The 24,809-nt window shown below is 43.0% G+C and carries 25 protein-coding genes and 1 pseudogene; 8 read left to right on the forward strand and 18 right to left on the reverse strand.

Going from position 1 to position 24,809, the window contains the following annotated elements; all coding sequences use genetic code 11:
- Nucleotides 1-34 precede the first annotated feature (34 nt).
- From CRECT_RS00065 to purB, 5 genes are read right to left on the reverse strand one after another with little or no spacing between them, the layout of a single operon-like run.
- Nucleotides 35-2,089, reverse strand: a complete 2,055-nt coding sequence (locus tag CRECT_RS00065; RefSeq protein ID WP_002943564.1) for a DEAD/DEAH box helicase — start codon at nt 2,087-2,089, stop codon at nt 35-37.
- Complete coding sequence (locus tag CRECT_RS00070; protein WP_050771466.1) at nt 2,082-3,020, reverse strand: HamA C-terminal domain-containing protein; 939 nt, start codon at nt 3,018-3,020, stop codon at nt 2,082-2,084. Before CRECT_RS00070 ends, CRECT_RS00065 begins: the two co-directional genes overlap by 8 nt.
- Before the next feature lie 5 nt (nt 3,021-3,025).
- Complete coding sequence (locus tag CRECT_RS00075; RefSeq protein ID WP_002943163.1) at nt 3,026-5,401, reverse strand: ribonucleoside-diphosphate reductase subunit alpha; 2,376 nt, start codon at nt 5,399-5,401, stop codon at nt 3,026-3,028.
- Nucleotides 5,402-5,422: 21 nt separating this feature from the next.
- Nucleotides 5,423-5,986: a hypothetical protein gene (locus tag CRECT_RS00080; RefSeq protein ID WP_002943461.1), complete on the reverse strand. Its 564-nt coding sequence runs from the start codon at nt 5,984-5,986 to the stop codon at nt 5,423-5,425.
- Nucleotides 5,987-6,003: 17 nt separating this feature from the next.
- Nucleotides 6,004-7,335, reverse strand: a complete 1,332-nt coding sequence (gene purB, locus CRECT_RS00085) for an adenylosuccinate lyase (protein WP_171992651.1) — start codon at nt 7,333-7,335, stop codon at nt 6,004-6,006.
- Nucleotides 7,336-7,461: 126 nt separating this feature from the next.
- Here purB and CRECT_RS00090 point away from each other — a divergent pair, with 126 nt between their 5' ends.
- The 3 genes from CRECT_RS00090 to CRECT_RS00100 all read left to right on the forward strand — a co-directional run bounded on the left by CRECT_RS00090 (nt 7,462) and on the right by CRECT_RS00100 (nt 8,867).
- Nucleotides 7,462-8,373, forward strand: coding sequence for a pseudouridine synthase family protein (locus tag CRECT_RS00090; protein WP_002943044.1), 912 nt, complete (start codon nt 7,462-7,464; stop codon nt 8,371-8,373).
- Nucleotides 8,374-8,505: 132 nt separating this feature from the next.
- Nucleotides 8,506-8,649 carry a hypothetical protein gene (locus CRECT_RS00095; RefSeq protein WP_171992650.1) on the forward strand — a complete coding sequence of 48 codons (144 nt, stop codon included), beginning with the start codon at nt 8,506-8,508 and terminating at the stop codon, nt 8,647-8,649.
- Between the two features lie 14 nt (nt 8,650-8,663).
- A complete protein-coding gene (locus CRECT_RS00100) occupies nt 8,664-8,867 on the forward strand; it encodes a hypothetical protein (RefSeq protein ID WP_227932308.1) in 204 nt (67 codons plus the stop codon).
- Between the two features lie 44 nt (nt 8,868-8,911).
- On the opposite strand, the gene CRECT_RS00105 is transcribed toward CRECT_RS00100, so the two are convergent.
- The 4 genes from CRECT_RS00105 to hisF form a co-directional block, all read right to left on the reverse strand.
- A complete protein-coding gene (locus CRECT_RS00105) occupies nt 8,912-9,811 on the reverse strand; it encodes a DUF6985 domain-containing protein (protein WP_002943495.1) in 900 nt (299 codons plus the stop codon).
- A 405-nt stretch (nt 9,812-10,216) separates the two neighbouring features.
- A complete protein-coding gene (gene rlmN / locus CRECT_RS00110; RefSeq protein ID WP_002943050.1) occupies nt 10,217-11,467 on the reverse strand; it encodes a dual-specificity RNA methyltransferase RlmN in 1,251 nt (416 codons plus the stop codon).
- Nucleotides 11,464-12,213 (reverse strand): nucleoside phosphorylase-I family protein, encoded by a 750-nt coding sequence (locus tag CRECT_RS00115; protein ID WP_002943157.1) that lies wholly within the window; start codon nt 12,211-12,213, stop codon nt 11,464-11,466. Before CRECT_RS00115 ends, rlmN begins: the two co-directional genes overlap by 4 nt.
- 37 nt (nt 12,214-12,250) lie before the next feature.
- Nucleotides 12,251-13,126, reverse strand: coding sequence for an imidazole glycerol phosphate synthase subunit HisF (hisF, locus tag CRECT_RS00120; protein ID WP_002943329.1), 876 nt, complete (start codon nt 13,124-13,126; stop codon nt 12,251-12,253).
- A gap of 259 nt (nt 13,127-13,385) precedes the next feature.
- On the opposite strand from hisF, the gene rsmA reads away from it, so the two are divergent.
- The 5 genes from rsmA (at nt 13,386) to CRECT_RS00145 (ending at nt 18,374) form a co-directional block, all read left to right on the forward strand.
- Nucleotides 13,386-14,249: a 16S rRNA (adenine(1518)-N(6)/adenine(1519)-N(6))-dimethyltransferase RsmA gene (gene rsmA, locus CRECT_RS00125; RefSeq protein ID WP_002943425.1), complete on the forward strand. Its 864-nt coding sequence runs from the start codon at nt 13,386-13,388 to the stop codon at nt 14,247-14,249.
- Nucleotides 14,197-16,347 carry a ribonuclease J gene (locus CRECT_RS00130; RefSeq protein ID WP_171992652.1) on the forward strand — a complete coding sequence of 717 codons (2,151 nt, stop codon included), beginning with the start codon at nt 14,197-14,199 and terminating at the stop codon, nt 16,345-16,347. The genes rsmA and CRECT_RS00130 overlap by 53 nt, the downstream gene beginning before the upstream one ends.
- 9 nt (nt 16,348-16,356) lie before the next feature.
- A complete protein-coding gene (locus tag CRECT_RS00135) occupies nt 16,357-17,316 on the forward strand; it encodes a KpsF/GutQ family sugar-phosphate isomerase (RefSeq protein WP_002943141.1) in 960 nt (319 codons plus the stop codon).
- Nucleotide 17,317: 1 nt separating this feature from the next.
- On the forward strand, nt 17,318-18,091 hold the full coding sequence (locus CRECT_RS00140; RefSeq protein WP_002943582.1) for a pseudouridine synthase: 774 nt from the start codon (nt 17,318-17,320) through the stop codon (nt 18,089-18,091).
- An 82-nt stretch (nt 18,092-18,173) separates the two neighbouring features.
- Nucleotides 18,174-18,374, forward strand: coding sequence for a hypothetical protein (locus tag CRECT_RS00145; RefSeq protein WP_002943371.1), 201 nt, complete (start codon nt 18,174-18,176; stop codon nt 18,372-18,374).
- Between the two features lie 160 nt (nt 18,375-18,534).
- On the opposite strand, the pseudogene CRECT_RS00150 reads toward CRECT_RS00145, so the two are convergent.
- The 9 genes and pseudogenes from CRECT_RS00150 to CRECT_RS00190 form a co-directional block, all read right to left on the reverse strand.
- Nucleotides 18,535-19,258, reverse strand: a pseudogene (locus tag CRECT_RS00150) (IS1595 family transposase).
- Between the two features lie 168 nt (nt 19,259-19,426).
- A complete protein-coding gene (locus CRECT_RS00155) occupies nt 19,427-19,609 on the reverse strand; it encodes a hypothetical protein (protein WP_002943363.1) in 183 nt (60 codons plus the stop codon).
- A gap of 194 nt (nt 19,610-19,803) precedes the next feature.
- Nucleotides 19,804-20,040 carry a helix-turn-helix domain-containing protein gene (locus tag CRECT_RS00160; RefSeq protein WP_002943114.1) on the reverse strand — a complete coding sequence of 79 codons (237 nt, stop codon included), beginning with the start codon at nt 20,038-20,040 and terminating at the stop codon, nt 19,804-19,806.
- A 206-nt stretch (nt 20,041-20,246) separates the two neighbouring features.
- The gene (locus CRECT_RS00165; protein ID WP_002943414.1) at nt 20,247-20,756 is read right to left on the reverse strand and encodes a hypothetical protein; all 510 of its coding nucleotides are present in this window, start codon (nt 20,754-20,756) and stop codon (nt 20,247-20,249) included.
- On the reverse strand, nt 20,753-21,706 hold the full coding sequence (locus tag CRECT_RS00170; RefSeq protein WP_002943360.1) for a hypothetical protein: 954 nt from the start codon (nt 21,704-21,706) through the stop codon (nt 20,753-20,755). The genes CRECT_RS00165 and CRECT_RS00170 overlap by 4 nt, the downstream gene beginning before the upstream one ends.
- Nucleotides 21,703-22,377, reverse strand: a complete 675-nt coding sequence (locus CRECT_RS00175) for an ABC transporter ATP-binding protein (RefSeq protein ID WP_002943282.1) — start codon at nt 22,375-22,377, stop codon at nt 21,703-21,705. The genes CRECT_RS00170 and CRECT_RS00175 overlap by 4 nt, the downstream gene beginning before the upstream one ends.
- Nucleotides 22,374-23,483 (reverse strand): ABC transporter permease, encoded by a 1,110-nt coding sequence (locus CRECT_RS00180; RefSeq protein ID WP_002943555.1) that lies wholly within the window; start codon nt 23,481-23,483, stop codon nt 22,374-22,376. The genes CRECT_RS00175 and CRECT_RS00180 overlap by 4 nt, the downstream gene beginning before the upstream one ends.
- Nucleotides 23,473-23,661, reverse strand: a complete 189-nt coding sequence (locus CRECT_RS00185) for a hypothetical protein (RefSeq protein WP_002943236.1) — start codon at nt 23,659-23,661, stop codon at nt 23,473-23,475. The genes CRECT_RS00180 and CRECT_RS00185 overlap by 11 nt, the downstream gene beginning before the upstream one ends.
- A complete protein-coding gene (locus tag CRECT_RS00190) occupies nt 23,658-24,794 on the reverse strand; it encodes a nitrous oxide reductase accessory protein NosL (protein WP_002943058.1) in 1,137 nt (378 codons plus the stop codon). The genes CRECT_RS00185 and CRECT_RS00190 overlap by 4 nt, the downstream gene beginning before the upstream one ends.
- Between the last annotated feature and the right edge of the window lie 15 nt (nt 24,795-24,809).

Here is a 24,809-nt window from a genome sequence, read left to right on the forward strand (position 1 = left end):
AAGTAATTGATTTTATCTCAAATTTTAACCTCTACTACATAATCATAATACCATCATAAAAATAATCTATGAAATTTTGATCGAAAGGTTCTAATAATTCAGCTTCTATTAGTTTGTTTATTAATTTTTCCTTACTAATACATCTAAAATGATCTAAAAGTTCAGTTATTGTGATTTCATTATTATCAATAGGTAGCAATTTAAGGTTACTAATTTTTTTGGAAATCATTCTTGGCAATCCATATTCTTCTAGCTGCAAAACTTTTGCCGGCATAAAAAGACTGGAAAGTCTATTTACAAAATCTGAAATATCAATATTTTGCTTACTAAATATAATTTTTTGCAGTTCATTAATGTCAGAAAAATATGCCGATAGATTGTATGTTACTTTATTTTCTAGTTCGAAATACTTTAAGATATTGTCTATTTTAAGCTCTTTTATGAGTTCTGGTATTGTTTTATTCCAACTTTTCATTATAATTTCAAGATGGTTAAAGTCAATATGGTGTTTGCTGCTCATGAAATATTTAAAAGCACTCCATTGTGATATTTCATTGGTTTTTAAGTAATTAAAGGCATTAGGATCCAGGTTAATTAACTTTTTTAAAATGTAAACAACATCTTCCATATTTGAGTTTATTTTTCCAGATTTAATAAGTTTTAATATTAAGTCTACTTTATTTTTATCCTCTACACAATTATAAATTTCATCTTTAATTTTATTTGCTTTAGTGTTTAACTCTTCCGTAATTTGTAACTCTTCATCCATTTTAAAGATATCATCGACAATTGGAGATAATTCTAAATTCTTTTCTTCTTCTTTTGGTGTATCTTCTAAAATATATACATTGCCGATAAAGTATTTAAACATTCTACCACTTCTACCAATAATATTTTTATAAGTAAAGTTATCAAATGGATCTTTTCGATCAATCTTGTTGCTATAAATTATTAAATTTTCTGCACTTGTGTTTACGCCTTCTATTAAGGATGAGGTACATATTGTAGTGAATATTTGATTTTCATTAAATAATTTAACATTCATTTGAGTAATTGTTCTATGTATTTTTCCATAGTGTATACAAATGCCCTTTGATACACTATCGGCCAAAGGCCAATCCTTAAAATAATTTTTGATCAACCATTTCTCATAGTTTTGTAGAATTTTAGAATCGCTCTTTTTAAAACCACTTGATAAAAATGTTGCTAGTTTATCTGCTGTACTCGGCTGGTTTACATAAATCAAATTTTGTTTATTTTTATTATTATTGATAATATTTAATACTAGATTATCCTTATTTTTTTTACTTTTGCATATTTCCTTCTTTATATTTAAAAATACAGTATTGAAATCCAATTTTACGTATTTCATTCTATTAATTCCAAAGAGTGAAAGATTTATTTTACTTATATTTGGACATAAATAGTATTTTTGTTTAGAAATTTTTGATAGCTTTGATATAACTATTTTTAGAGTTAATGCTCTATTATCACTAGATAAAATTTTATAAAACTCATCGACTATGAATAAATCTAATCCAATTTCCTTAATTTTATCGATATATCCGACAGCTCTTTCTTGTGGAAAGACAAAAATATTTTTATCTTTAATATCTGCGTTTGACGTTGTGATAATATTGTATTGTTTACTAAATTTATTAAGTCTTCTCCTTGTTTCATCCATAAGTGAAATAGTAGGAACTATAATTAAAACATTATCTGGTTTTTTAAAATTTATCAGTGCATCGATTATAAAGCTTTTACCAAAACTAGTTGGTGCGCTTAGTATCAAATCGTTACCTTCTATAAGTTGTTTTAAAATTTCGGATTGTTTTAAGTGTAGAGTAACAGGTTCTTTTTCTCCTATATTTATTGTGAAACTATTTATTAGGATTTTATCAAACCATTTACAACTATCATATTGCATATATGGATAAAGCCCCACCTCTCTTATTAGGTGATTTACAATTGGCATATATTGGCTTTGATCTATTTCATTGAGTAATTTAATAGTTTCATTTCTTTGTTCTGTTTTATTATTTATTTGAAATATTCTAGCACACTTATTAAAAATATTTTCTTCAGTCATTAAAACCTTCCATAGATTTATTTACATCTTCTATTATCTTATTTTTATCTGGGATTGGAAAAAATATTATATGAAAATATATTCTATCAATATACGATATGTTTTTTAGTTCATCTTTTAGACGCTTATATATTTTTTTAGTATTTTTTTTGGTATTTTCAATTATCTTATCCTGATATTCCTTGTTAAATTCCTTATTTTGTTTAGTTAAGCTACACTCATATAACAAAAATATTGGAATATGCAAAAATGGCTTTAATTCGTCCAGTGATCTATTGTCATTAAGCTTGGTCTTAATTTGTTCCAGTAAATTTGTATTATCTTTTAATAACTCATCCAAATCGCTTATATTTGTAATTATACTTTTTTCTTTTTTTAGCTTATCATCTTGCAAACCATTATTTACTGATTGAATGGCATTGTTTATTGCATCATCTATATTTTTATAAAATTTAGATTCTCCGAGCCATAGACTAAATTTGTCGTTATCTTCAATTACAATGTGTACACTATCGGCACCTTTTGCATAATCATTTTTATTCTGTTTATAAAAAATCTTTGGAACGACCGGAAGAGCGTTATAGTATTTTTTCATTATGCCGTATAATAAAATTTCACCAATTTCACCACCTTTTTCATCTATTTCATCCTGTTGATTTTTTTGAACAGTTCTTAGATTTCTAAGGGATTTTCTAAGCATGCTACCGGGCTTATTAATGCATGCTTCTCTTTCTTTTGCGCTAAGAGCATCGTGTGAAATATAATCAAGTAAAAAATCAATGAATTTATCGTATCTCCATTTATAGCTTTCATAATCATTCGCTATTATTAAAAAATAGTGTTTATCTATAATATCTCCATTACAAGACAAACACTCATCAGTAATTACTTCAAACTCCGGCTCACTATAATTAGTAAAAGTAGGATTCATAAATTTTACTGACACCCTTCGCACTCGATCGAGCGATCGGCGACGTTGTTTAGCTTTTCGCTATCCGGGCTTTCGGAGCGTAGATAGTAGGTCGATTTTAGTCCCAGCTCCCACGCAAGCATGTAAATTTCGCTCAGATAGCCGCCGCTAGCTTTGTCTAGACTCATGAAAATATTTAGGCTCTGTCCCTGGTCGATCCACTTTTGGCGGATGGCGCCGGCACGCACGAGTACGCGCTGATCTAGCTCATAGGCAGGCGTGTAGAACTGCCACGTCTCAGGGCTTAGATTCGGCACGACGTTTGGTATCATACCGCTTAAGTTGTGCTCGAACCACTTGCGCTTATACACGGGCTCGATCGTCTGCGTGGTGCCAACGAGTATGCTGATGCTCGACGTCGGCGCGATCGCCATCAGATAACCGTTTCGCATACCGTCTCTTTTGACCTTTTCGCGCAGTTTGCTCCAGTCGCAGGCGTTCTCGTCAAATAGCCCGCCTCTGTCGTTTAGAAGCGCTTTGGCGTTTGCGTTTGCCGTGTCGATAGGCATCACTCCCCTGCTCCACTTTGAGCCTTCAAAAAGCGGATACACGCCCTTTTCTACCGCCAAATTTGAGCTGGCGTAGATGGCGTTAAAGCTAATATTTTCCATCACGCTATCGATCAGCGCTAGGTGCTCGTAGCTGCCCCATTTTACGCCGCGTTCGGCTAGCATCTGTGCCTCGCCCATGACGCCAAGGCCGATCGAGCGGGAGGCTAGGTTGGTGTGTTTGACCTTTTTGTGCGGGTAGAAATTTAGATCGATGACGTTGTCTAGCATGCGTACGGCGATCGGCACGACGCGCTCGATGTCCTCTTTTTTGTTGATTTTGCTTAAATTTATGCTCGCGAGGTTGCATACGGCGGTTTTGCCCTCGAGGCTTTCTTTTTCGACGATGAAAATTTGCTCGCCGCCGATGCTATCTAGCGCGCTTAATTTTTTGGCCTTTTTTACGATACCGCTATCTACGCGCACGTCCTCTTCTTCGTCAAATAACCGCTCGGAGCCGCCCTCAAACGTGATCTTGATCTTGTAGTAGTTGGGCTGCGTATTTTGGAAAATTTCGGTGCATAAATTTGAGCTTCTGATTATGCCGTCGTGGTCGTTTGGATTGGTTTTGTTTGCGTTATCTTTAAAGCACAAAAACGGCATGCCCGATTCAAAATAGCTAGTTAAAATTTTCTTCCACAGTTCCTTTGCCATGACGACGTTTTTTTGGATCTTTTCGTCGTTTTCGTATGCTATGTAGCGAGCCTCAAACTCATCGCCGTATAGATCGCACAGATCGGCGACCTCTGCGGGGTCAAATAGGCTCCAGCGCGCGTTTTCTTTGACGCGTTTCATGAAAAGGTCGTTTATCCAAAGCGCAGGGAATAGCTCATGCGCTCTGCGGCGCTCTTCGCCCGAGTTTTTGCGCAGATCCAGGAAGTCGCTCACGTCCATGTGCCACGGCTCGACGTAGACGGCTATCGCACCCTTTCTCGTGCCTAGCTGATCGACGGCGACGGCGATGTCGTTCGTGACTTTTAGAAACGGGATGATGCCGCCGGCCGCGTTTTTATGTCCGTCGATGCTGCCGCCCATAGCGCGCACTTTGCACCAGTCCCAGCCGATACCGCCGCCAAATTTGCTAAGTAACGCCATCTCTTTGTAGCTATCGAAAATCCCCTCGATATTATCGGGCGTACTTCCCACGTAGCAAGAGCTTAGCTGATGGCGCGTCGTGCGAGCGTTTGAGAGCGTCGGAGTAGCGAGCATGACTTCAAATTTAGATACGAGGTCGTAAAATTTCTTCGCCCAGCCTTGGCAGTCTAGTTCGTTTTGCGCTAGGAACATCGCTATGGCCATAAACATCTGCTGCGGCAGCTCTATCGGCGCGCCGCTGCGGTCTTTGATGAGGTAGCGGTCATATAGCGTTTTGATGCCTAGATATGCAAACTGCAAGTCGCGCTCGGGCCTGATGTAGTCGTTTAGATCATCTAGATCGTATTTTTCTTTTAGTCCAGGGATGATACGGCCTGCTTTTTCGCCCTTTTGCAGATAGTCGCGTAGGTGGTTGTAGCCGCTAAAGCCCGTGACCTTGTGATAAAGGTCGTATAAAAACAGCCTTGCCGCTACGAAGGTCCAGTTTGGGCGGTCGATGTCGATCTTTTCGACGGCCGTTTTGATGAGGGTTTGCTGGATCTCCTCGGTCGTTATCATATCGCGAAATTGAATTTTCGCGTCCACCTCAAGCTCGCTTAGGCTCACGTTTGCTAGCCCCGCGACCGCTTCGCTCGTGTATTTTTTGATCTTGCTTACGTCAAGCTCCTCGGTGCGTCCGTTTCGTTTGATTACTTTCAAATTTTGTTCCTTATGTATATTTTATAAACCAAGTCCGGCAAAATACGGCAAACAAGCGATAAAAGCATCAGCTGTTTTATCTCCAAGCCATTTAATAACTTCCATTAGCTTTGATTTTTTTTCTTGATCATCTTTGCAATATTCAAGCTCACTAAGTATTCCTTTTAATTCATACTTCAAATTTTTAGCAAAAATCTCATCTGGAATTTGATCTATTTTTTCCATCGCGCTTTTAATGCTAATATTTTGAGTGATATTCGACTTAGCTGTATTTGTATTGTTATTATTTATTGTAACGGAATTTGATGGATTTGTATTTACTAATCTCTCGTCTTCATCTTGCAATTTGGCTGCTAGTTGTTCTAATTTTTCAATAAATAATTCTAGAAATTTTATAAATTTACTATAATCAATTTCTCTCATATTATAATCATAGGCCCCAGAGGTATAAACTTTAATACCTTCGTATTTACCTTCTAGTTTAATGAAATATTCGTAAATTTCATCAATATTTTTTTTATCCAGTATTTTTTGTGCTATCTCAATATCTTTTTTTATTATTTTAACTTGGTTTTGATTTGCCATTTTTACCTCTAAATTGTTTACTTTCCGAATACTCTCGCAAATATCCCATCCACGTGCCTGGCGTAATACGCATAATCAAAGCACTCTTTTATCTCTGCTTCGCCTAGGCTTGCGCGCAGTTCCTCGTCGGCGAGCAAATTTTGCAAAAATAGGCTCTCGCCGTTTTCGTTTATCGCTTTTTTGCCCTCTTGCAGATCCGCCCAGACCTTCATCGCGTTGCGCTGTACGATTTTATACGCGTCCTCGCGTGAAATTCCGCGCTGCGGAAGCTGTAAAAGCACGCGCTGAGAAAAGACGAGCCCGCCGGTCAAATTTAGATTTTTCATCATATTTTCCGGATAAACTACCAAATTTGCGATCAAATTCGCAATGCGCGCGAGCATGAAATTGGCCGTAATGAAAGCGTCCGGTAAGATAAATCGCTCGACCGAGCTGTGGCTGATATCGCGTTCGTGCCAGAGCGCGACGTTTTCGAGCGCAGGCGTCACGTATGAGCGCAGCATCCTACAAAGACCGGTGATGTTTTCGCTAAGTACGGGATTGCGCTTGTGCGGCATCGCGCTGGAGCCCTTTTGGCCTGGGCTGAAGTACTCCTCGGCCTCGTAAACTTCCGTCCTTTGGAAGTGGCGCACGGCGACGGCGATCTTTTCGCAGGTAGCGGCTAGAACGGCGATCGCGCTGATGACGTGGGCGTAGCGATCGCGCTGGATGACTTGATTTGACGCGGGAGCGGGTTTTAGACCGAGCTGCTCGCAGGTTAGCTCCTCAAACTCGAGCGGCGCATGAGCGAAATTTCCCATCGCGCCGCTTAGTTTGCCGTAGGCGGCGACCTCTTTGGCGTCTTGTAGCAACTTTAGCGCGCGCGCCACCTCGTCGTACCAGACCGCAAGCACGAGTCCGAAGGTGATCGGTTCGCCGTGGATACCGTGGCTGCGGCCGACCATCATCGTGTTTTTGTGCTCCTGCGCTCTGGTTTTGATCGCGCTCATTAGGCCTTTTACGTCTTCTATGATGAGCTCCATGCTGCTTTTGATCTGAAGCGCGACGGCGGTGTCGATGCAGTCGCTACTAGTCATGCCGTAGTGCACGAAGCGGCTCTCATCGCCCAGGCTCTCGCTCACGCTCGTTAGAAACGCGATCACGTCGTGCTTGGTCGTCTTTTCGATCTCATCGATACGCGCTACGTCAAATTTCGCGTTTTTGCAAATTTTCTCGCAGTCCGCATCGCTGATAAAGCCAAGCTTATTCCATGCCTTGACCGCGGCCAGCTCGACCTCCAGCCACGCACCGTATTTTGCCTGCATATCCCACTTCTGCGCCATTTGCTCGCGCGAATATCTCTCTACCATCTCTTTAGCCTTTTTTATGCGAATTTTTGTATAATTTTTTAAGGAAAGATTATATAAAAACTGGGCTGAAAAGGCGGTTAGTATCCGCTAAATTTGCCCTTAAATTTTAGATTTAAAGAGTGAAAATTGCCTTATATTCATAAATTTATTGCGCATGCCAAAGGACAAAAAGCGTATGAAATTTTATTGCAAAACGGCTATAAGATGCGCGAAACCCAGCGCCTCATCGACAAGGGGCGGCTTACCTGCGATGGCGCGGTCGTTGGCGAGAAAAATGCTTTGCTAAGCGGTGAAATTTGTCTGATAGAGTATGAGACAAATCCACGAGGTTTAAGGCCGATTTTTGAGTGCGAGAAATTTGCAGTTTTTGATAAGCCAAACGGCGTGCTCAGTCACCCAAACGGCAGGCACTGCGAGTACTCGCTAAATGACGAAATTTGGTCGCTCTACGGTCGCGAAGCGTCGGTCGCGCACCGTCTAGACTGCGAAACGAGCGGACTCATCGTCGTAGGCAAAGACAAAAATACGGTCGTAAATTTGAAAAAACTTTTTGAAAATCGGCAGGTTTATAAAAGCTACGTCGCGCTCGCGCAGGGAAAGATAAGCGAAAATTTGCGTATCGAGGCAAATATGGATCTGGCAAACGATTACGACGACGTAAAAATGCGAATGCGAATTTGCGAGGACGGCAAAAGCGCAGTGACGGAGATTTCGCCGATAGAGTATTTTGCCGATATCGATGCGACGCTGGTGCAAGCCGTACCGCTCACGGGCAGACAGCATCAAATTCGCTTACATTTGTTCCACGTGGAACATAAGATTTTAGGCGAACCGCTCTACGGTCTAATGCGATCGCAAATCGAGAAAATTTTAGATAAAGAGATGAGCGAAGCCGAGCGAATTTTGACGACGGGAGCGCCTAGACTGCTGCTGCATGCGGATGAAATTCGCTTTAAATTTGACGGCATAGAGTATGAGATTAGGTCCGAATTTGACGCGCGAAATGAATTTTATCAGTCGGTAAAAAGCGATAAATAAAATTATATGTGCGGTTGAAATTAGGAAAAAACCGATTAAATATACAAAATTTTATTGCAGACCAACTAAATTAAGTCAAAATTTAGGGGGGGGGGGGGGTAAAATGCCTTAAATTTTATTTAAGGGGTATTTATGGAATTTATCAAGAAGACTTTTGGCGGGCTTAGCGCGTCTTATTATAGGAGACATCTATTTTTCGGCGCGATTTTTATGGCTTTATATATTGCACTTTTTATAGTATGGGCGATAAGCGGGTTTTTACTTATCTTCTCTTGATAGGAAATACCTTTTTGTATCCGTATTCTCGCTTTGTTTATGAGAGTATCGTGAGCTTCATCTTTGGCGACAACGTCTTTTTCGTAAATGCCGTTTATCTACTGGTTGCTAAATTTATGACGATGCTTATTTGCTGGAGCTTCGCCGTTTTTATCGCGCCGCTTGGGCTTATTTATCTATATTTTTATCACACGAAAAATAAAACTTTCGACGAGTAGCTTTGTTTGCGGACGGACGGCAAGATAAATTTGCGCTCAAAACGTTAAAAAACAAACGCCGTCTCTGCTTCGCCGATTTTTACGACCTTGCCTTTGCGCGTCATCACGCCCAAGCCGTGTTCTATGTCCCACGAGCAGCTAAACTCAAAGCCGATTTTCGCTGTGTCGCCTAGGATATAGATATTTTGCAGCTCCAATAGTTCGCTAAGCTCCTGCGGCGTGCAGATGCCTGGCATGAAATCGCTTTTCGTCTCGCTCGGATAGTCGTAAATTTTCTGCCATTTTGGGTAGTTTTTTAAAATTTCAGCTAAGATGCCCGTTAAAATTTCTTCCTGATTTTGCTTTAGAAACTCTAGCGCGTCCGATTGCGCCTGGCTTGGCTCGTCCGTCTCCTCGCCGTCTTCATCTAAAAACGCGCAGCGAAACTCGCCCTCTTGCTCTAAAGTTTTACCGAAATACTCCAGCCGCAGCGGAAAACTAAAGTCCTCGTATTCCTCATCTTCAAATTTAGGCAAAATTTTAGGCTCCGCAAGATGTGCATTAAAAAACTCCGCGACCTTTGGGCTGCGGGTGAAAAGATACTCCTCATTCGCTTCGTAACTTTTGTGCAAAAATTTAAGCGCCTCCTGCTCTGCGCCGCACTCCAAGCAGCACTCGCCCTTGTAATAATCGCTCACGTAGGGCGGATTTTCATTGCTTCTGGCGTGCTTGTCCATCTCGCCTAGCCAGCGCAGCATATTTGGGGTGTCGCCCGCCCATTTGTACTCATTCACCATGCGCGCCGCATAGATGTATGAGGCGTAGATGCGGTATTTCTCATCGTCCGCCCCCGCCCATTTTGCCTCGATAAAGCGGATAATCTCCGCCTTTGTAATCTTGGATTTTTTAAGCAGCGATCTGTCCAGGAAGATGCCGATCTCATCCATTATTTTTTGCGCGTTCATTGCTACTCCTTTATAAATTTTTGCCGATCTGCCTTATGATCTAAAAATAATCGCCGAATTTTTCTCTATTTTTGAAATTTTTATCTTATACGCATCCTTTTTATCGCGATGACAGAGCATTAAATAGGTTGTAAAGTGTAAAATATCTAAAATTTCGGCCCTCAAATTTCTATCCTCGATCTTGGTTTGTAGGCAAATTTTTAGAATTTTTTGAAAATTTCTTATAGAAATAGCAAAAATCATAGAGCAAAAACGAAAAACGAGCCGTCGTTGCCTCTATCTACCTGCGCTCTTAAAAAGGCTATCATCGCTTGTGTTCGTCGTTAAAAGCCACCTTTATGAATAGTCCAAGCCCGAGCAATACGACAATGCTAACAAAAATAATTTGAGCGATATCAAGTGCGGTCATTTTTTCTCGGCGTTAGTTAAATTTTGCGTTGCAGCCGCGCTCTCAGGGCTGGTGTTACGGCCGAGATTAGTTAGCGAAATTTGATTTTTTCTGTCGTTGGTTTTGTTTGTTAGCAAGTTTATGTTAGTCGTTTTTTGTGCTTTCGAGCTTGAAATTTTACTCATGTTAGTTCCATCCTGCCTTGAATTTATTTTTTCGCTTCTTTGCTTGAGCTGTCCGCATGCCGCACTGATATCGAGCCCCTTGCTCTGGCGGATCGTGCATGTTATGCCGTGAGCGCAAAGATAGTCTTGGAATTTCACCATATCGCTAAGCTCCGGGCGCTCGAATTCACTGCCCTCATGCGGGTTAAAGTAGATTAAATTTACCTTCGCCCTGATGCCGTGCAGTAGCCGCACGAGCTTTTTTGCATCGGCGAGGCTATCGTTTAGCCCGCGGATCACGAGATACTCGAACATCACGCGCTTTCGCATATCGATCGGAAAGCCCCGCACCGCGTCCATCACCGCCTCGATGTTATAGGCCTTGTTTATCGGCATCAGACGGCTGCGCAGCTCGTCCGTGACGGCGTGTAGCGAGATAGCGAGCAGCACTCCCAGATCCATTTCGCCGAGCTTTTTTATCTGGTTGCCGAGCCCGCTCGTGCTGACGGTTTGGCGGCGTGGCGAGATAGCCAGTCCGTCGTTTTCGGTCAAAATTTTAACCGCTTTGCTGACGCTAGCGAGGTTGTCAAGCGGCTCGCCCATACCCATATACACGACGTTTATACGCCGCTCGTAGGGGATTTTGTTCTCTCTTTTTATCCATAAAATTTGACCCACGATCTCGCCTGCAGTGAGGTTTCGCACCAGTCCGCCCTTGGCCGTGAGGCAAAACGCACAGCCCATCTTACAGCCCACCTGCGAGCTCACGCACACTGTGTAGCGCGCATGGCGGCTGATTTTGCCCTGCTCGTTCGTCTGCTCCTCCTTCATCGGCAGCAGCACGCTTTCGATCCGCAGTCCATCTTTGAGCTCGAAAAGATATTTGATCGAGCCGTCTGCGCTCTGCTCAAATTTGACGCATTTTAGCGGGTCGAAGTAAAACTCTTGCACCAAATTTGCGCGCAAATCCTTCGGCAAATTTAGCATCTCATCAAAACTAGTTGCGTTTTTCTTATATAGCCACTCGAAAATTTGCTTTGCGCGAAACGGCGGCGAGAGCTGCTCTTTTAGCTCATTTAGCGTAAAATCAAGCAAATTTTTCAAATGATTTCCTTTTGTTTTAAATATTTTTCGAGCTCTTTTTTGGCTCGCTCGTGGTTTTTAACAAAATCGGTATGCGCGTTTTCGTCGCAAAAATTCGTCGCTACAAATACGCCGTAAGCGGGGATTTGAAATTTTTGCGCGACTTTAAGGACCGCGAAAAATTCCATATTTTCTAAAAAATATCCACGCGCAAAAAGCCTGTGGGCTAAATTTTGATCGGTGGTGATGAAATTTGAGGAATTTACCTTGTATGTTCCACGTGGAACACTCGAATCAATCTCCCATTCTATCGGTGAATAGCTTCTGTTTTCTAGGCTTGAAATTTCGATATTTGCTGCGATCGAGCTCTCGTAAATTTCAAAAATTTCGCCCTCTTTATATAGCCCCGCCGAGCCTACAAAAATGATTTCGCTCGGCAGTGCGTTTAAAATTTTATCCGGATTTTGAGAGGATTTCACGCTTTGTAAAACGGGCAAATTTATCAAATTTAGCCTTTTATCGGCCTGTGCCGTTGCCGTTAAAGTCGGTAAATTTAGCTCTCCCTCAGGCTGCCTATCTGCCGTAAAATTTGATTGATTTAATCCACGCTCGCTCATAAAATCCCGGCCGTATCTATCGCTGCCGTATCCGCTCGTCATAGCTCGTTTTTGCAAAAGTGCAGTTAAATTCATGCTCATATCCACCAGCCCTACGCCCATTGGTAGCGCGAAAGGAAATATCTCGTTTTGCCCCGCTGAAATAATCACGATTTGCTCTTTTTGTTCGCTAAATTTGAGCTCAAATTCATAGTCTGACCTCGATACCGTTTTGTCTGAGATAGGTTTTAAGCGCTTTAATCTCAATCTCTCTAAAGTGAAAGATCGACGCCGCTAGGCATGCGTCCGCACCTGCTAAAAATGCGTCCTTGAAGTGCTCCATTTTGCCCGCGCCGCCGCTTGCGATGACGGGGATGTCAAGCGTGCTAAAAATATGCGTCAAATTTAACTCAAAGCCGTTTTTAACGCCGTCGCAGTCCATCGATGTGAGTAAAATTTCGCCCGCGCCACGCTCCTGCGCCTCTTTCGCCCAAGCAAGCGCGTCCCTGCCGGTGTCCAGCCTACCGCCGTTTATAAACACGCTATAGCCGCAAGGCTCGCTGTTTTCAGTTAAAATTTCATCCTGCAAGCTGCGTGAAGTCTCTCCAAAATTCTGTGCTTTATTGCGTAAATTTGCGTTCAAATTCCGTGTCGCGTCGCGTAAATTGCCGCTTGAATTTCGTTTCGCGTCGATTGCGACGACGACGCATTGCGAGCCGAATTTATTCGCCGCCTCGTCTATCAAATTCGGATTTTTTATCGCGGCGGAGTTGAGGCTTATTTTGTCGCAGCCGACGTTTAGCAGGCGAGAGATGTCATCGATCGTGCGGATGCCGCCGCCCACGGTCAGCGGGATAAAAAGCTCGCGCGCGACCCGTTCCACGACGTCCACGATCGTATCGCGCCCCAGATGCGACGCCGTGATGTCGAGGAAGCACAGCTCGTCCGCGCCCTCCTCGTTGTAGCGTTTGGCGACTTGCACCGGATCGCCCGCATCCACGAGACCTACGAAATTTACGCCCTTTACGACGCGCCCGTCTTTGACGTCGAGGCACGGGATTATACGTTTTGCAAAATGATTCATCGCTCTTTCTTTAGCTAAAATTTGGCTTGATTTTAGCTAAATTTGACTTATCTAATCATTACGTAAGATATTTTTGGGTAAAATCGGCGAAATTTTAGGAAAAATAAAGCAAAATTGCGCCCAAAACGGATGTGTTTAACTCCTCGTTGCATACCTAAAAAGCGGCCGTGTAAAGCCAAATAAGCGGCAGTAGTAACAACGAAGTAGAGCTGGACGGCTTATGGCGGCGAAAAAGCTTTGTCGCTCTTATGGAATAAAAATGGAAAGCATTAAAGCAAAAAAGCGCTTCGGACAAAATTTTTTACAAGACGAGGCGACGTTAAACAAAATCATCCAAGCGATCCCCAAAGATACGCAAAATATAGTCGAGATTGGGGCTGGCTTAGGTGATTTGACATTTAGAATTTTGCGGATTTGCGGCGTAACTAGCTACGAGATAGATACCGAGCTTTTTGCGTTGCTGCAGAAAAAATTCGCAAACGAAATTCAAAACGGACGATTGAAACTTTTTTGCAAAGACGCGTTAGTGCAGTGGGATGAAAGCGGCCTAAGCGATGAGCCGTATTTTTTAGCGGCAAACCTGCCCTATTACGTCGCTACGAAGATGATCCTAAGCGCGGTCGAAGACGAGAGATGTCGCGGCATGGTCGTGATGATACAAAAAGAAGTCGCGCTTAAATTTAGCGCAAAAAGCGGCGATAGAGATTTTAGCTCTTTGGCGATTTTGGCCTCGCTTCAAGGCAGTTGCGAACTACTTTTTGACGTGGATGCGAGCTGCTTTAACCCGCCGCCGAAGGTAACTTCCTCGGTCATAAAACTGCAAAAAAGTAAAAATTTGATAGGCGAAACAGGCGTATTTAAGAGCGAATTCGAATACGAAAAATTTAAAATTTATCTCAAAATTGCCTTTAATGCGCCTAGAAAAACGCTGATGAGAAATTTAAGCCAAGGCTTTGAAAAACCTAAAATAGAGCGGATTTTTAGCCTACTAAATTTGAGCGCAAATATCCGTCCGCACGAGCTAAATGTCGATCTTTATCTAGAAATATTTAAAAATTTAAAGGAAGATAATGAACGACAAAAACGAAGAAAAAGCGGTGGTCTCTCAGGGCAAGAGCAATAAAAAGCGCAGATTTCGCCCGAAAAATAAAAATAAACAAGAAGATTTAGACCAAAATATGCAAAACGGCGAGCAAAAAGCCAGCCAAAGCGTGATAGATAATTTCTTTTTAGAACCTTTTGACGGCGGCGAACAGCACGCGCAAAACGGCGAACAAACTAACGCTAACAAACAAAACGGCAAGAAAAATCGTGGCAAAAACAACAAACAAAACACCCAAAATAGTGCGCAAAGTGAAAATAAAAACACTAACAAACAAGCCGCTAACGCCGAAAATCAAACAGGCGAAGCTAAACAAAAAAAGCAAAAAAAACCGAAGAAAAATTTACCCGCTAAGCTAAGCGGCAACGAGCAGTGGCAGCAAGATATAGCTAGCGCTATGGAGGCGAACAAAGCCGTCCATGAACTGCGTCTCGAGCCGATGAAATACCTAAACTCGACCGATCACAGGATCCGCGTCACGCCTCTTGGCGGACTAGGCGAGATCGGCGGAAATATGACGATATTTGAGACCGACACGAGCGCGATCATCGTGGATATCGGTATGAGCTTTCCTAGCGAGAGTATGCACGGCGTGGATATCCTGATCCCCGACTTTGACTACGTTCGCAAGATAAAAGACAAGATAAAAGGCGTCATCATCACGCACGCCCACGAGGATCATATCGGCGCGGTGCCCTACTTTTACAAAGAGTTTAAATTTCCGATTTACGCCACGCCGTTACCGCTCGGTATGATAAATAACAAATTTGAAGAGCATGGGCTAAAGCAGGAGCGTTCGCTTTTCCGCTCGGTCGAAAAGCGCAAGCCGTATTTGATAGGGGATTTTGAGGTCGAGTGGATACATATCACTCACTCTATCATCGACGCTAGCGCGCTTGCTATCACGACAAAGGCGGGCACCATCATCCATACGGGCGACTTTAAGATCGACCACACGCCGATCGACGGCTACCCAACAGATCTTGGTAGACTCGCATACTACGGCGAGCGCGGCGTGCTGTGCCTCATGAGCGATAGCACGAACAGCTATAGAGAGGGCTTTACTAAAAGCGAAAGCAGCGTGGGCAAGACCTTTGACGCGATATTTTCCAAAGCCAAAGGCCGCGTGATAATGAGCACGTTTAGCTCCAACATCCACCGCGTCTATCAGGCGATTGATTGGGGACTAAAATACAACCGCAAGGTCTGCGTCATCGGCCGTAGCATGGAGCGTAACCTCTACACGGCGATGGAGCTTGGCTATATCAAGCTTGATAAGAAAATTTTCATCGACGCAAACGAAGTCGGCAAATTTAAAGATAACGAAGTGCTGATCGTCACCACCGGCTCTCAGGGCGAGACGATGAGCGCGCTATACCGAATGGCTACCGACGAGCACAAATATATAAAAATAAAGCCGACCGATCAGATCATCATCAGCTCAAAGGCGATCCCGGGTAACGAAAGCAGCGTCTCGACGGTGCTAAATTTCCTCATCAAATCAGGCGCTAGCGTCGCGTATCAGGACTTTAGCGAGATACACGTGAGCGGTCACGCCGCACAGGAAGAGCAAAAGCTGATGCTGCGCCTAATAAAGCCTAAATTTTTCCTCCCGGTCCACGGCGAATACAACCACATCGCAAAGCATAAAGAAACGGCCGTAGCCTGCGGCGTGGACGAGCGAAACATCTACCTGATGAGCGACGGCGATCAGATAGAAATTTGCCAAAAATATATGAAGCGCGCCAAGACGGTAAAAACGGGCAAGGTCTTTATCGATAACCAAATTAACAAGCAAATTTCAGACGACGTTGTGATCGATAGGCAAAATTTGGCCGAAGCGGGCGTCGTGATGATCATCGCGCAAATTTCCCGTCACGGCGCTAAGCTTATAAACAAGCCTCGCGTCATCAGCTACGGACTCGTGGGCGATAAGCAAGACGGCGAGTTTAGAAAAGAGATGGAGGGCGTGCTGGAGCAGTATCTAAGCAACGTCAAGGAGGAGCTTTTAAAAGACGGCAGGATGCTCGAGGGGCAGGTGCGCCAGGTCATCCGAAAACATATCTTTAGAAAAGTTAAAAAGTATCCGACCATCGTGCCGATCATTTACCTGATGTAAGGGCGCAAAATGAGCGATACAATCAAAATAGCCGCTAACGTGCTAAAAACGGAAGCTAACGAGCTAACGAGAAATGCTGAGATTTTAGACGGCGAATTTGAAAAAGCGGTTGAGGTTTTATACAAAACCAAAGGCAAAGTCGTAGTCACGGGCGTGGGCAAGAGCGGACACGTGGGCGCCAAGATAGCCGCGACGCTTGCTAGCACGGGCACGCCTAGCTTTTTCATGCATCCGACCGAGGCGATGCATGGCGATCTGGGTATGATCGGCAAGGACGATACGCTGCTAGCTATCAGCTTTAGCGGCGAGAGCGAGGAGCTAACCAAAATCCTACCTCACGTGCAGCGTTTCGGCGTACCGATAGTTGCTATGGCGAGGGATAAATTTAGCACGCTGGGTAAATTTAGCGACGCCTTTGTGAAGCTTGACGTTAGTAAGGAGGCTTGCCCGCTAGACGCTGCACCGACTAGCTCGACTACGCTAACGTTAGCCTTGGGCGATGCGTTAGCCGTTTGTCTGATGGAAAAGCGCGGATTTAAAAAAGAGGATTTTGCAAATTTTCATCCCGGCGGAAGCCTCGGCAAGCGGCTATTTTTAAAAGTAAAAGACGTGATGAGAAGCGAAAAATTACCGATAGTTCGCTGGAATGCGAGCTTAAAGCAGGCGATCGACACTATGACGCACGGCAAACTCGGTACCGTCCTCATCGTCGATAAAGACGGGGTTTTAGACGCGATCTTAAGCGACGGAGACCTTAGGCGCGCGCTGATGAGAGAGGACTTTGATCTAAACGACGCTGCGATCAAATACGCGACGCTAAAGCCAAAAGAGTTAAACGATAAAGAGATGTTGGCGATCGATGCGTTAGCGCTCATCGAGCGGCACAAGATACAGCTCCTGGCCATCGTAGAAAACGGCGTGCCCGTCGGCGTTCTGCACATCCACGACCTTGCAAATTTAGGACTATAAAATGCAAAAAAGCAGACTAAATAAATTTATATCGCATAACACGAGTTATTCGCGTAGAGAGGCCGACGAGCTCATAAAGCAGGGCAAAGTTAGCATAAACGGCCGCGTCGTTAGCGAGCTGGCTACTAGCGTTAGTGATGAGGATAAAGTAAAAATAAACGGCCGCATAGTGAGGCTAAAAAAAGAATTTACCGTGATCGTATATCACAAACAAAAAGGCGAGCTGGTTAGTAAAAAAGACGACCGCGGACGCAAAACGATCTATGATAGTTTGGACCGACAGTTTGCTAAATTTGTTAGTATCGGGCGACTTGACTATGCTAGCGAGGGGCTACTTTTACTAACGGACGCCCCGGCGATCGCAACTGCGCTTATGAACAGCGACGTAGAGCGCGAATATTATCTAAAGGTAAAAGGCGAGATAACGCCGGAGGTGATAACGGCGATGAACGAGGGCTTTTTCGCTGCGGATGCCACCAAGGGCGCGCATGCTAAAACCGCAATAAAATCAATGGAATTTAGGCCGTTTTTGGACTATAAAATTTTTGGCTCAAGCGGCGGTTTTACGAAGCTAAAAGTCGTGATAAACGAGGGACAAAACCGCGAACTACGCCGCTTTTTCGGATATTTCGACCTTGAGGTGATGGATCTAAAACGCGTTAGTTTCGGTCGCGTAGATCTTGGCATGCTAAAGCCCGGCAAATGGCGATATTTTGAAAACGGCGAATACGAAGCGTTGAGGGATTTTTTGAAGGTTAATAACGTTAGATACTAACCTCGCAAGGAGTTAGTAGTTAGCTACCCACGCACCGAGACGGTCGGCATTTGGATGCTATGCGCGTTTGGCATAGCGCTATATGCGAAATAAGACTTGTAAATTTGACTGTTTTATAGGCTGCGCCGTCAAGCTTGGTCTTAAAACCGCGTCAAGCGATGTTGGATGCGCTTCTACGCATAGGCTGGTTTTGCTCTGCGATGACGATTTTGTCGTCTCGGAAGACAGCATCAGCCGCAATCTTGCCGAAATTTCTAGCCGGCAGACGTATAAAACAGCGTAAATCCGCTAAAAAGCGTGGTTTTAATCGGCGTAGAGAGCTAAATTTATTCGGCAAATTTGGGCGTTTTAGGCGGGAAACACAGACTTGAGACGGCGCGAACGAGCATTGATTTGCAAATTTGATCGGCGGCGCAAATATTAAATGCATAATAAATTTTGGCTCAATTAAACTTAAGCGGATTTTCTCTTATCAATTTCAACAGTTTCTGATATAAGTTTTCCTGTGTAGTTTTAGTATTATATCTAAATTCGCATTCCTTTAAATGAAGCAAAAAATTCTCTTTCTTAATGCCTTTAAATTTAGATAATCTATGTTTAGCATATCCCCAGAAGTTTTCTATACCGTTTATATGATTTTTACCGTTAGCGAATTCATTCTTTGAGTGTTTTACCCTGTAGTGTGCTTTGGCTCCATAATCTACCAAGCCATCATAGGCCTTCCAACAATCTAAATATTTAACGCTCTCGTCTAATTCGCTAAATTGCGATAATATAGGTATCAACTCGCTAGCAGAGCAGTTTTTAACTATTTGGGTATAGACCTTACCATCACGCTTTAGCATACCGAATACCGGTGTTTTATTTGCTGCGCCTCTACCTCTTTTTCCTCTTACTCTTTTAGATCCGAAGTAACTTTCGTCAATCTCAAAGCGAAGCTTCTAGGCGAGCTTGCGAGCTGGAAATCTCACCACTAAACTTGCTAATTTTTTCACACTCACTAGCCATTAAAATTCTGATATTTTTTAGAATTTTGTTGACGGAAATTCTAGAAATCCCGGTTAAATTTGCTATTTTAGTAGCTTCTATATCTTGCGCAAAATACTTTAAAATTTCTCTAAATTTCTTCTCTGAAATTCGGGAACGGACTATATACTTATTTTTCATAGTTCTCATCGTAACTTACTACTCCTTTGTGTGAGCTTAAGTTAAAGAGAGCCATAATTTTTTACTCTACTTTAAGCGCAAGGCGAGATTCGTGGCTTTGCACTTGTCGTACAAAATTCCCAAAATGCGGGTAAATTTAATAAATCCGTGAAATTTAGCTTCCCCGATTTATTTCTTGACTGCTCTTATCTTTACTATCTCGCATTTTCTTTTGGCTTTTACAAGTCCAAAATTTATCCTTATTTTTTGTTTTATCATTAAAATTTCATATTCAAATATCTCATACTCTTTTTTAAATTCATAGTGTTTGCCAAGTCGCGCAATGGCTTCTTCGAATTTACAAATTTTCATTTTTGCCCCCTTTTGAAAATTAGCTCGCAAATAGTAGTAAAATTTTTGCGGTATTTTTTACTTTTAATACATATTAATTATGTATTAAGGCTGGTATTATATAGATTAATTCTTTAGTAAAAACTTAAACGTAGATTTAAAAATATAAAAAAGATTAATGATTGTATGAATTAAAATTTATAAAATAAAATTTATTAGCTTTTTAGCTCGTCTATTAGCCGTAAAATTTGATCGATTTTTTCGGTTTTTTGTTTTAGCTTATGATTTTCCAGCACGAGCTCAAGCGTCTTTTGCGTTTGCAGCGGTAAATTTTGTGCGTTCGCCACCCATTTTTGCACGGCGGTTATGTGCACTCCTAGTTTTACGGCAAGCTCTTTTTGCGTGATTTCAAGCTCGGCACAGACCTTTTTAACAATATTTTTATCGCTCATCGCTGTTCCTTTTTCGGTATTTTAAATTATTTAGAGAGATTTCACGGCGCGTAGTGATTGCGCCGAGTGTGTAGCGAAGCTATAGGCTTAAGCATTACAAACAGGCAAAACGCCCATGCGTCAACTTGCTATAATGATACTCTAAATGCCATAAATAACGCTTAAATTTTGCTATTTTTCCGTATATTTTAAAGCAAAGAGCGAGGCTAAATTTTATTCTCCGAAAGCAAAATAAAAATAAGCGGATTTATCAATGTTTCGCCGCGCGCCGCATAGAGTAAAACATCCTCAAAATAGTTGTCATTTACGCTATAAGTATGAAATTCGTATGCGCCAAATCCATATCCCATCGGCGTGATGTCTACGCGTGAATACCAGGCGTTTTTAGCGAGGATATAGCGGCTGGTGTCTTGAGAATAGACCCACAATACGACGTCGTCTTTGTTTTTTTGCCGCATCAGCCACGTAAACGAGTTTGCTATGTCGTAGAAAAAGTATGTATCGCCGTTTGGCATCACTGCTTGAGCCGTGTTGTTTAGGTCGGTAATGAGGGCTTTGCTCTCAAAACAGAGGTATTTGCCAAGCTCGATTTCAAGCGGCTTTTTTTCTACATTGTCGTGGCGAACGACGATTTTACCCTCGCTGGTATCGACTGAAAACGCAAGTAGCGCCACCACGCCGATAAGCAGCGCCGCGGCGAAAATTTGCTTTATCATAATAAAACTCCTCGTAAAAGGTAGTATTTGGCGACGAAAAGGCTACAAACAAGAGCATTTACCGCCAGCCAAAAAGAGGAAAATTTAAGCAAATGCTCGTAAGGATTTTTCGTTATAAGCTCGACTAAAAATGCCGCAATACCGTAAAAAATGCCCAAAAATAGCGAGCCCCAGATGAGATAGCCGATGTAAAAATATTCGCCCTTTAGCATACAGTAAGGGCATTTGTGATTTGGCTGTTCATAAACGTAAAGCCCGAAAAAATAAGTAATCGCGTAGTATGCGATAAATAAAAACAGCAGGTTGCAAACAAAGCTCGCCATCGTCTGTTTGAGCAAATTTAGCGTTAAAATGACCGCAAAAACGGCGTAGTAAAAGATGACTAAATTTAACTTCGTATAGCCAAAAGGCAGCTTTGGCGCCTGAAAAACGACCGAGCAGCAAAAGACGGGCACCTTTAAAGGCACGTTGCTAAAAAACAGAACTTCTGCTGCAAATTCGATCAAAACGCCGATAAAAAGCGCGGTAAATATCACGTATTTTCGCTTTAAATACGGAAAATTCGTCGCCTTTAGATCAAGCGAATTTATAATAAGCCACAGTCCGAAACCAAAAATGAGCAGCAGTTTTAGTAGCAGCAATATGCCGCCGAATTCATTTGAGCCGATGACGCCGGCCGAGCACATAGCGCCGGGCACGACGTCTGCGAGCTCGTTTAAAGAGAGTGCGAAAAATACGAACAAAACGATCTTGCAAACTACGGTGAAAAACAAAATCGTATTTACGAGATAGTTGCGCTTTTCAAGGTCGTATTGTAAAACAGACGTCGAGTTAAAGTCCCAGCGGCGCATAATGCGCACGACAAAATACTGCGAAATACCCATCAGCACGATGATAATAAGCTCGATCAGCAAAAACGCGATGACTTCGTCGGATAAAAATACACTCACGATATCTCTCCGTTTTGCATTTTGATGTAGCCGTCTACGAAGCCCAGCTCGTCAAATAAAATATCGTGCGTAGCGACGACGACGGTCTTTTTTAGCTCCTTAAATTTTTGTAACATTTCGATGAAAATGAGTGAGTTTTGCTTGTCTAAATTTGCCGTCGGCTCGTCGGCCAGGATGATACCGGGATCCATCGCCAGCGCCCTTGCTATCGCGCATCGTTGCTTTTCGCCTCCACTTAGTTTGGAGACGATTTGATCTTTTTTGTGCGCGATGTTGGCGAGATTTAGCACTCGCTCTATCTGCGAATTTAGCTTGGCCTTTTTAAGACCGGTTAGGCTAAGCGGCGCCAGCACGTTTTGATAGACGCTAAGACCCTCAAGCAGGTTAAAGGACTGAAATATAAATCCGACCTCGCTGTGCCTGAAATTTGAGCTCATTATATCGGGCAGCTTTGAGACGTTGCGCCCGTTGATTAGCGCTTCGCCGCTGCTTGGCTTGCTAAGAGCGCCGAGTATTCCAAGTAGCGTGCTTTTGCCGCTGCCGCTAACGCCTTTTAGGATAACTAGCTCGCCGCTTTTGACGCTTAAATTTATATTTTTCAGTGCGCAAAATTCGTTGGGTTTGTTTTGATTATAAATTTTGCAGAGATTTTTTACTTCTATCGCGTTCATTTTACCGCCTCGCTCATATCATTAACGGCAATACGCCACGACGGGATGATGACAAATGCCAAAAATGGAATCACGCTGAAAACGAAGAGCAAAAATAGCATATTAAAGTCTATCACCGGAGTAAATTCGGTAAAATTCGCCATTTCGCCTCCTAGAAAAATACCACGCAAAAACGGCGCGCCAAACAAAAACACGTAGATATAAGCTCCTGCGACTCCTAGCAAATACGCGCTAAAAGAGACGACGATGTTTTGGATAAATTTAAGCGCGATGATGTCTCTGACGCAATAGCCGATACTGCGAAGTATCGCGATCTCCTTTTTCTTCTCGCCGTAAGCGAGCGAAATTTGATTTTTCAGTAGGATAAAAAACGAAACCATCGCCACGACGTAAAGCACCATAAAAATGCCGCCTTTGTAGTAGTAAAGATGCCTTATTTTCGCTACTCCGTCCTCGATACTGGTAACTTCGGTATTTGGGTAGAGATTTTGGATCTTTAGAGCCACTTCGCTGATTTCATTAGGATTTGGCACCTCGACGTAGAGCCTTGTGTATTCGCCCTCTTTTAGGCTTAGCACCTCACGCGCGGTGACCGGATTCATATAAATGACATCGTTTGAGACGATGCCCGTCTCATGCGGCGCGGTTTTGTTTATTTTAATAGAGATCATTTTTTCTTCCGTTAGAAAGTTGAAAACGTCCTCGTAATAAAGCTCCGCCATCTCTTTTTTCACGCCCTCGCCCACGATCATCTCGTTTTCGTCTAAATTTTCATCGCCCACGATGCGAAACCATATCCTCTTTTGTCCGAAATAATACTCTCCCTCGACCGCGCCCTCTACGCTAGCTACGCCCGTGATCTTCGAGGCGTCGTAGATATAGCCGTCGTGCATCAGGTCGCGTTTGCCCGCGCGCAGAGCCTCGACGACAACCTCGGGTTTTGAGTTGGTTAAATTTATAAGATCGCTTTGGATGGAGCTTGAGACAAGAAGAACGGAGCTCAAAATAAAAACGATAAAAGCGAAAATAAAAAAACTAAAAGCGTGATCGGCACGGTCTTTGTAAAGTAGCGCTACGGCGTAATCGATAAAATTTTTACTTAGCATAGACGAATTTCCCGTATTCTTTTGAAATAAAATTCGTTGAAATTTGCGCGTCTTTGACGGATTTTTGGATCAAATTTAGCCCGGCTTCTTTGCCCGCTCTATCAAAGCTTAAATAGTGCACCGCGATAAAAACGTAAAGAGCTGCAAAAAAGCCTGCTAAAACACAGATAAATTTCACATCAGCCCTTCGAGCATAAGCGCCGTTATTTCGTCAAATTTAACAATCTTTTTGCCGCCGTGATCTCTGGCGAAGGTTTTAGCATCCTCTTCGCTGGCAAACGGTATAAGTTCGTTGCCCATCGGTCCGAACACGTTTGAGCCCGAGACGTAAAAAGCGCTTTTGGCGTCGATTTTAGTTAGCTTGTAGTAGTCGCTGACGTAAATTTGTTCAAATTGGCCGCCTTTTTCAAAATAATACTTCATCATATCCTTGACGCCGTCGAAGTAAAACTCCTCTTTATCCGTTTTTATCATCGTCGCCCAGTTTGGGTTTTTGCCCACTAACATGCCGCAGACCGGGCAGCGTGCGCCTTTTGGAACGACGATTCTTTCGGATTTTTGCATTTTTTGCTTAGATTTTGAGCTTTGATCGCCCGCGCCTAAGCTAGCCGGCGCATCCCATAGATACAGCGCCGCAGCTTGTATGTGCTTGTCGTAATCAGGCGCCTTGCTTGCGCCCTTTGCGTCGCAAGTTTTTTTGAGATGAGCCTTAAGCTCGGAGATGGCTTTGAAATTTTTCGCTTCGGTTTTAGCGCAGTTTGTTTCGTAAAATTCTTTACCGTGCGCGTAAACGCCGCCCTCGCGCTTGGCTTTTATCATTTTATTGTCGCCCTCAAAGTCCTGCCCCGCGATCTCGTAGGCTTTGGCAAAGCTCATTATCTCGCCGCCGTTTTCGGCTTGGAATTCTTTCGCGTCGGCCTCGGTTGAAAAGGCGTATTTGCTATTGCGCGTCATAGTGCCGCCGATCTTGCTGCCCACGACGTAAAAGGCGTTATTTGCATCGATCAAATTTAGATTTTTCGTATCGACGACTTGCGCATCGCTTGGAATTTTTCCCTCAGTTAGCTCGTACAAGCAGTGCAGAGAAGCTACTTGCTTGCCGTTCCAAACGTGGTTGGTTTTATAAAATTTTACCAAATTCATTCCGCAAACGGCGCAGTATTCTTTATCTTCGCCACTTCCTACAAGCGTAGCCTTGCTCGGATCTACGCTTTGAAACATCGGTTTCATTTTGCCGGCTTGTTCATTTGCTCCGGCACCGAAAAGTAGCGCCGCCAGTAGCGCAGAACCTAAAACAGAACGTAAAATCATATTGTCTCCTTAAAA

It is taken from the genome of Campylobacter rectus (genome assembly GCF_004803795.1).
Classification (GTDB): Bacteria; Campylobacterota; Campylobacteria; order Campylobacterales; family Campylobacteraceae; genus Campylobacter_A; species Campylobacter_A rectus.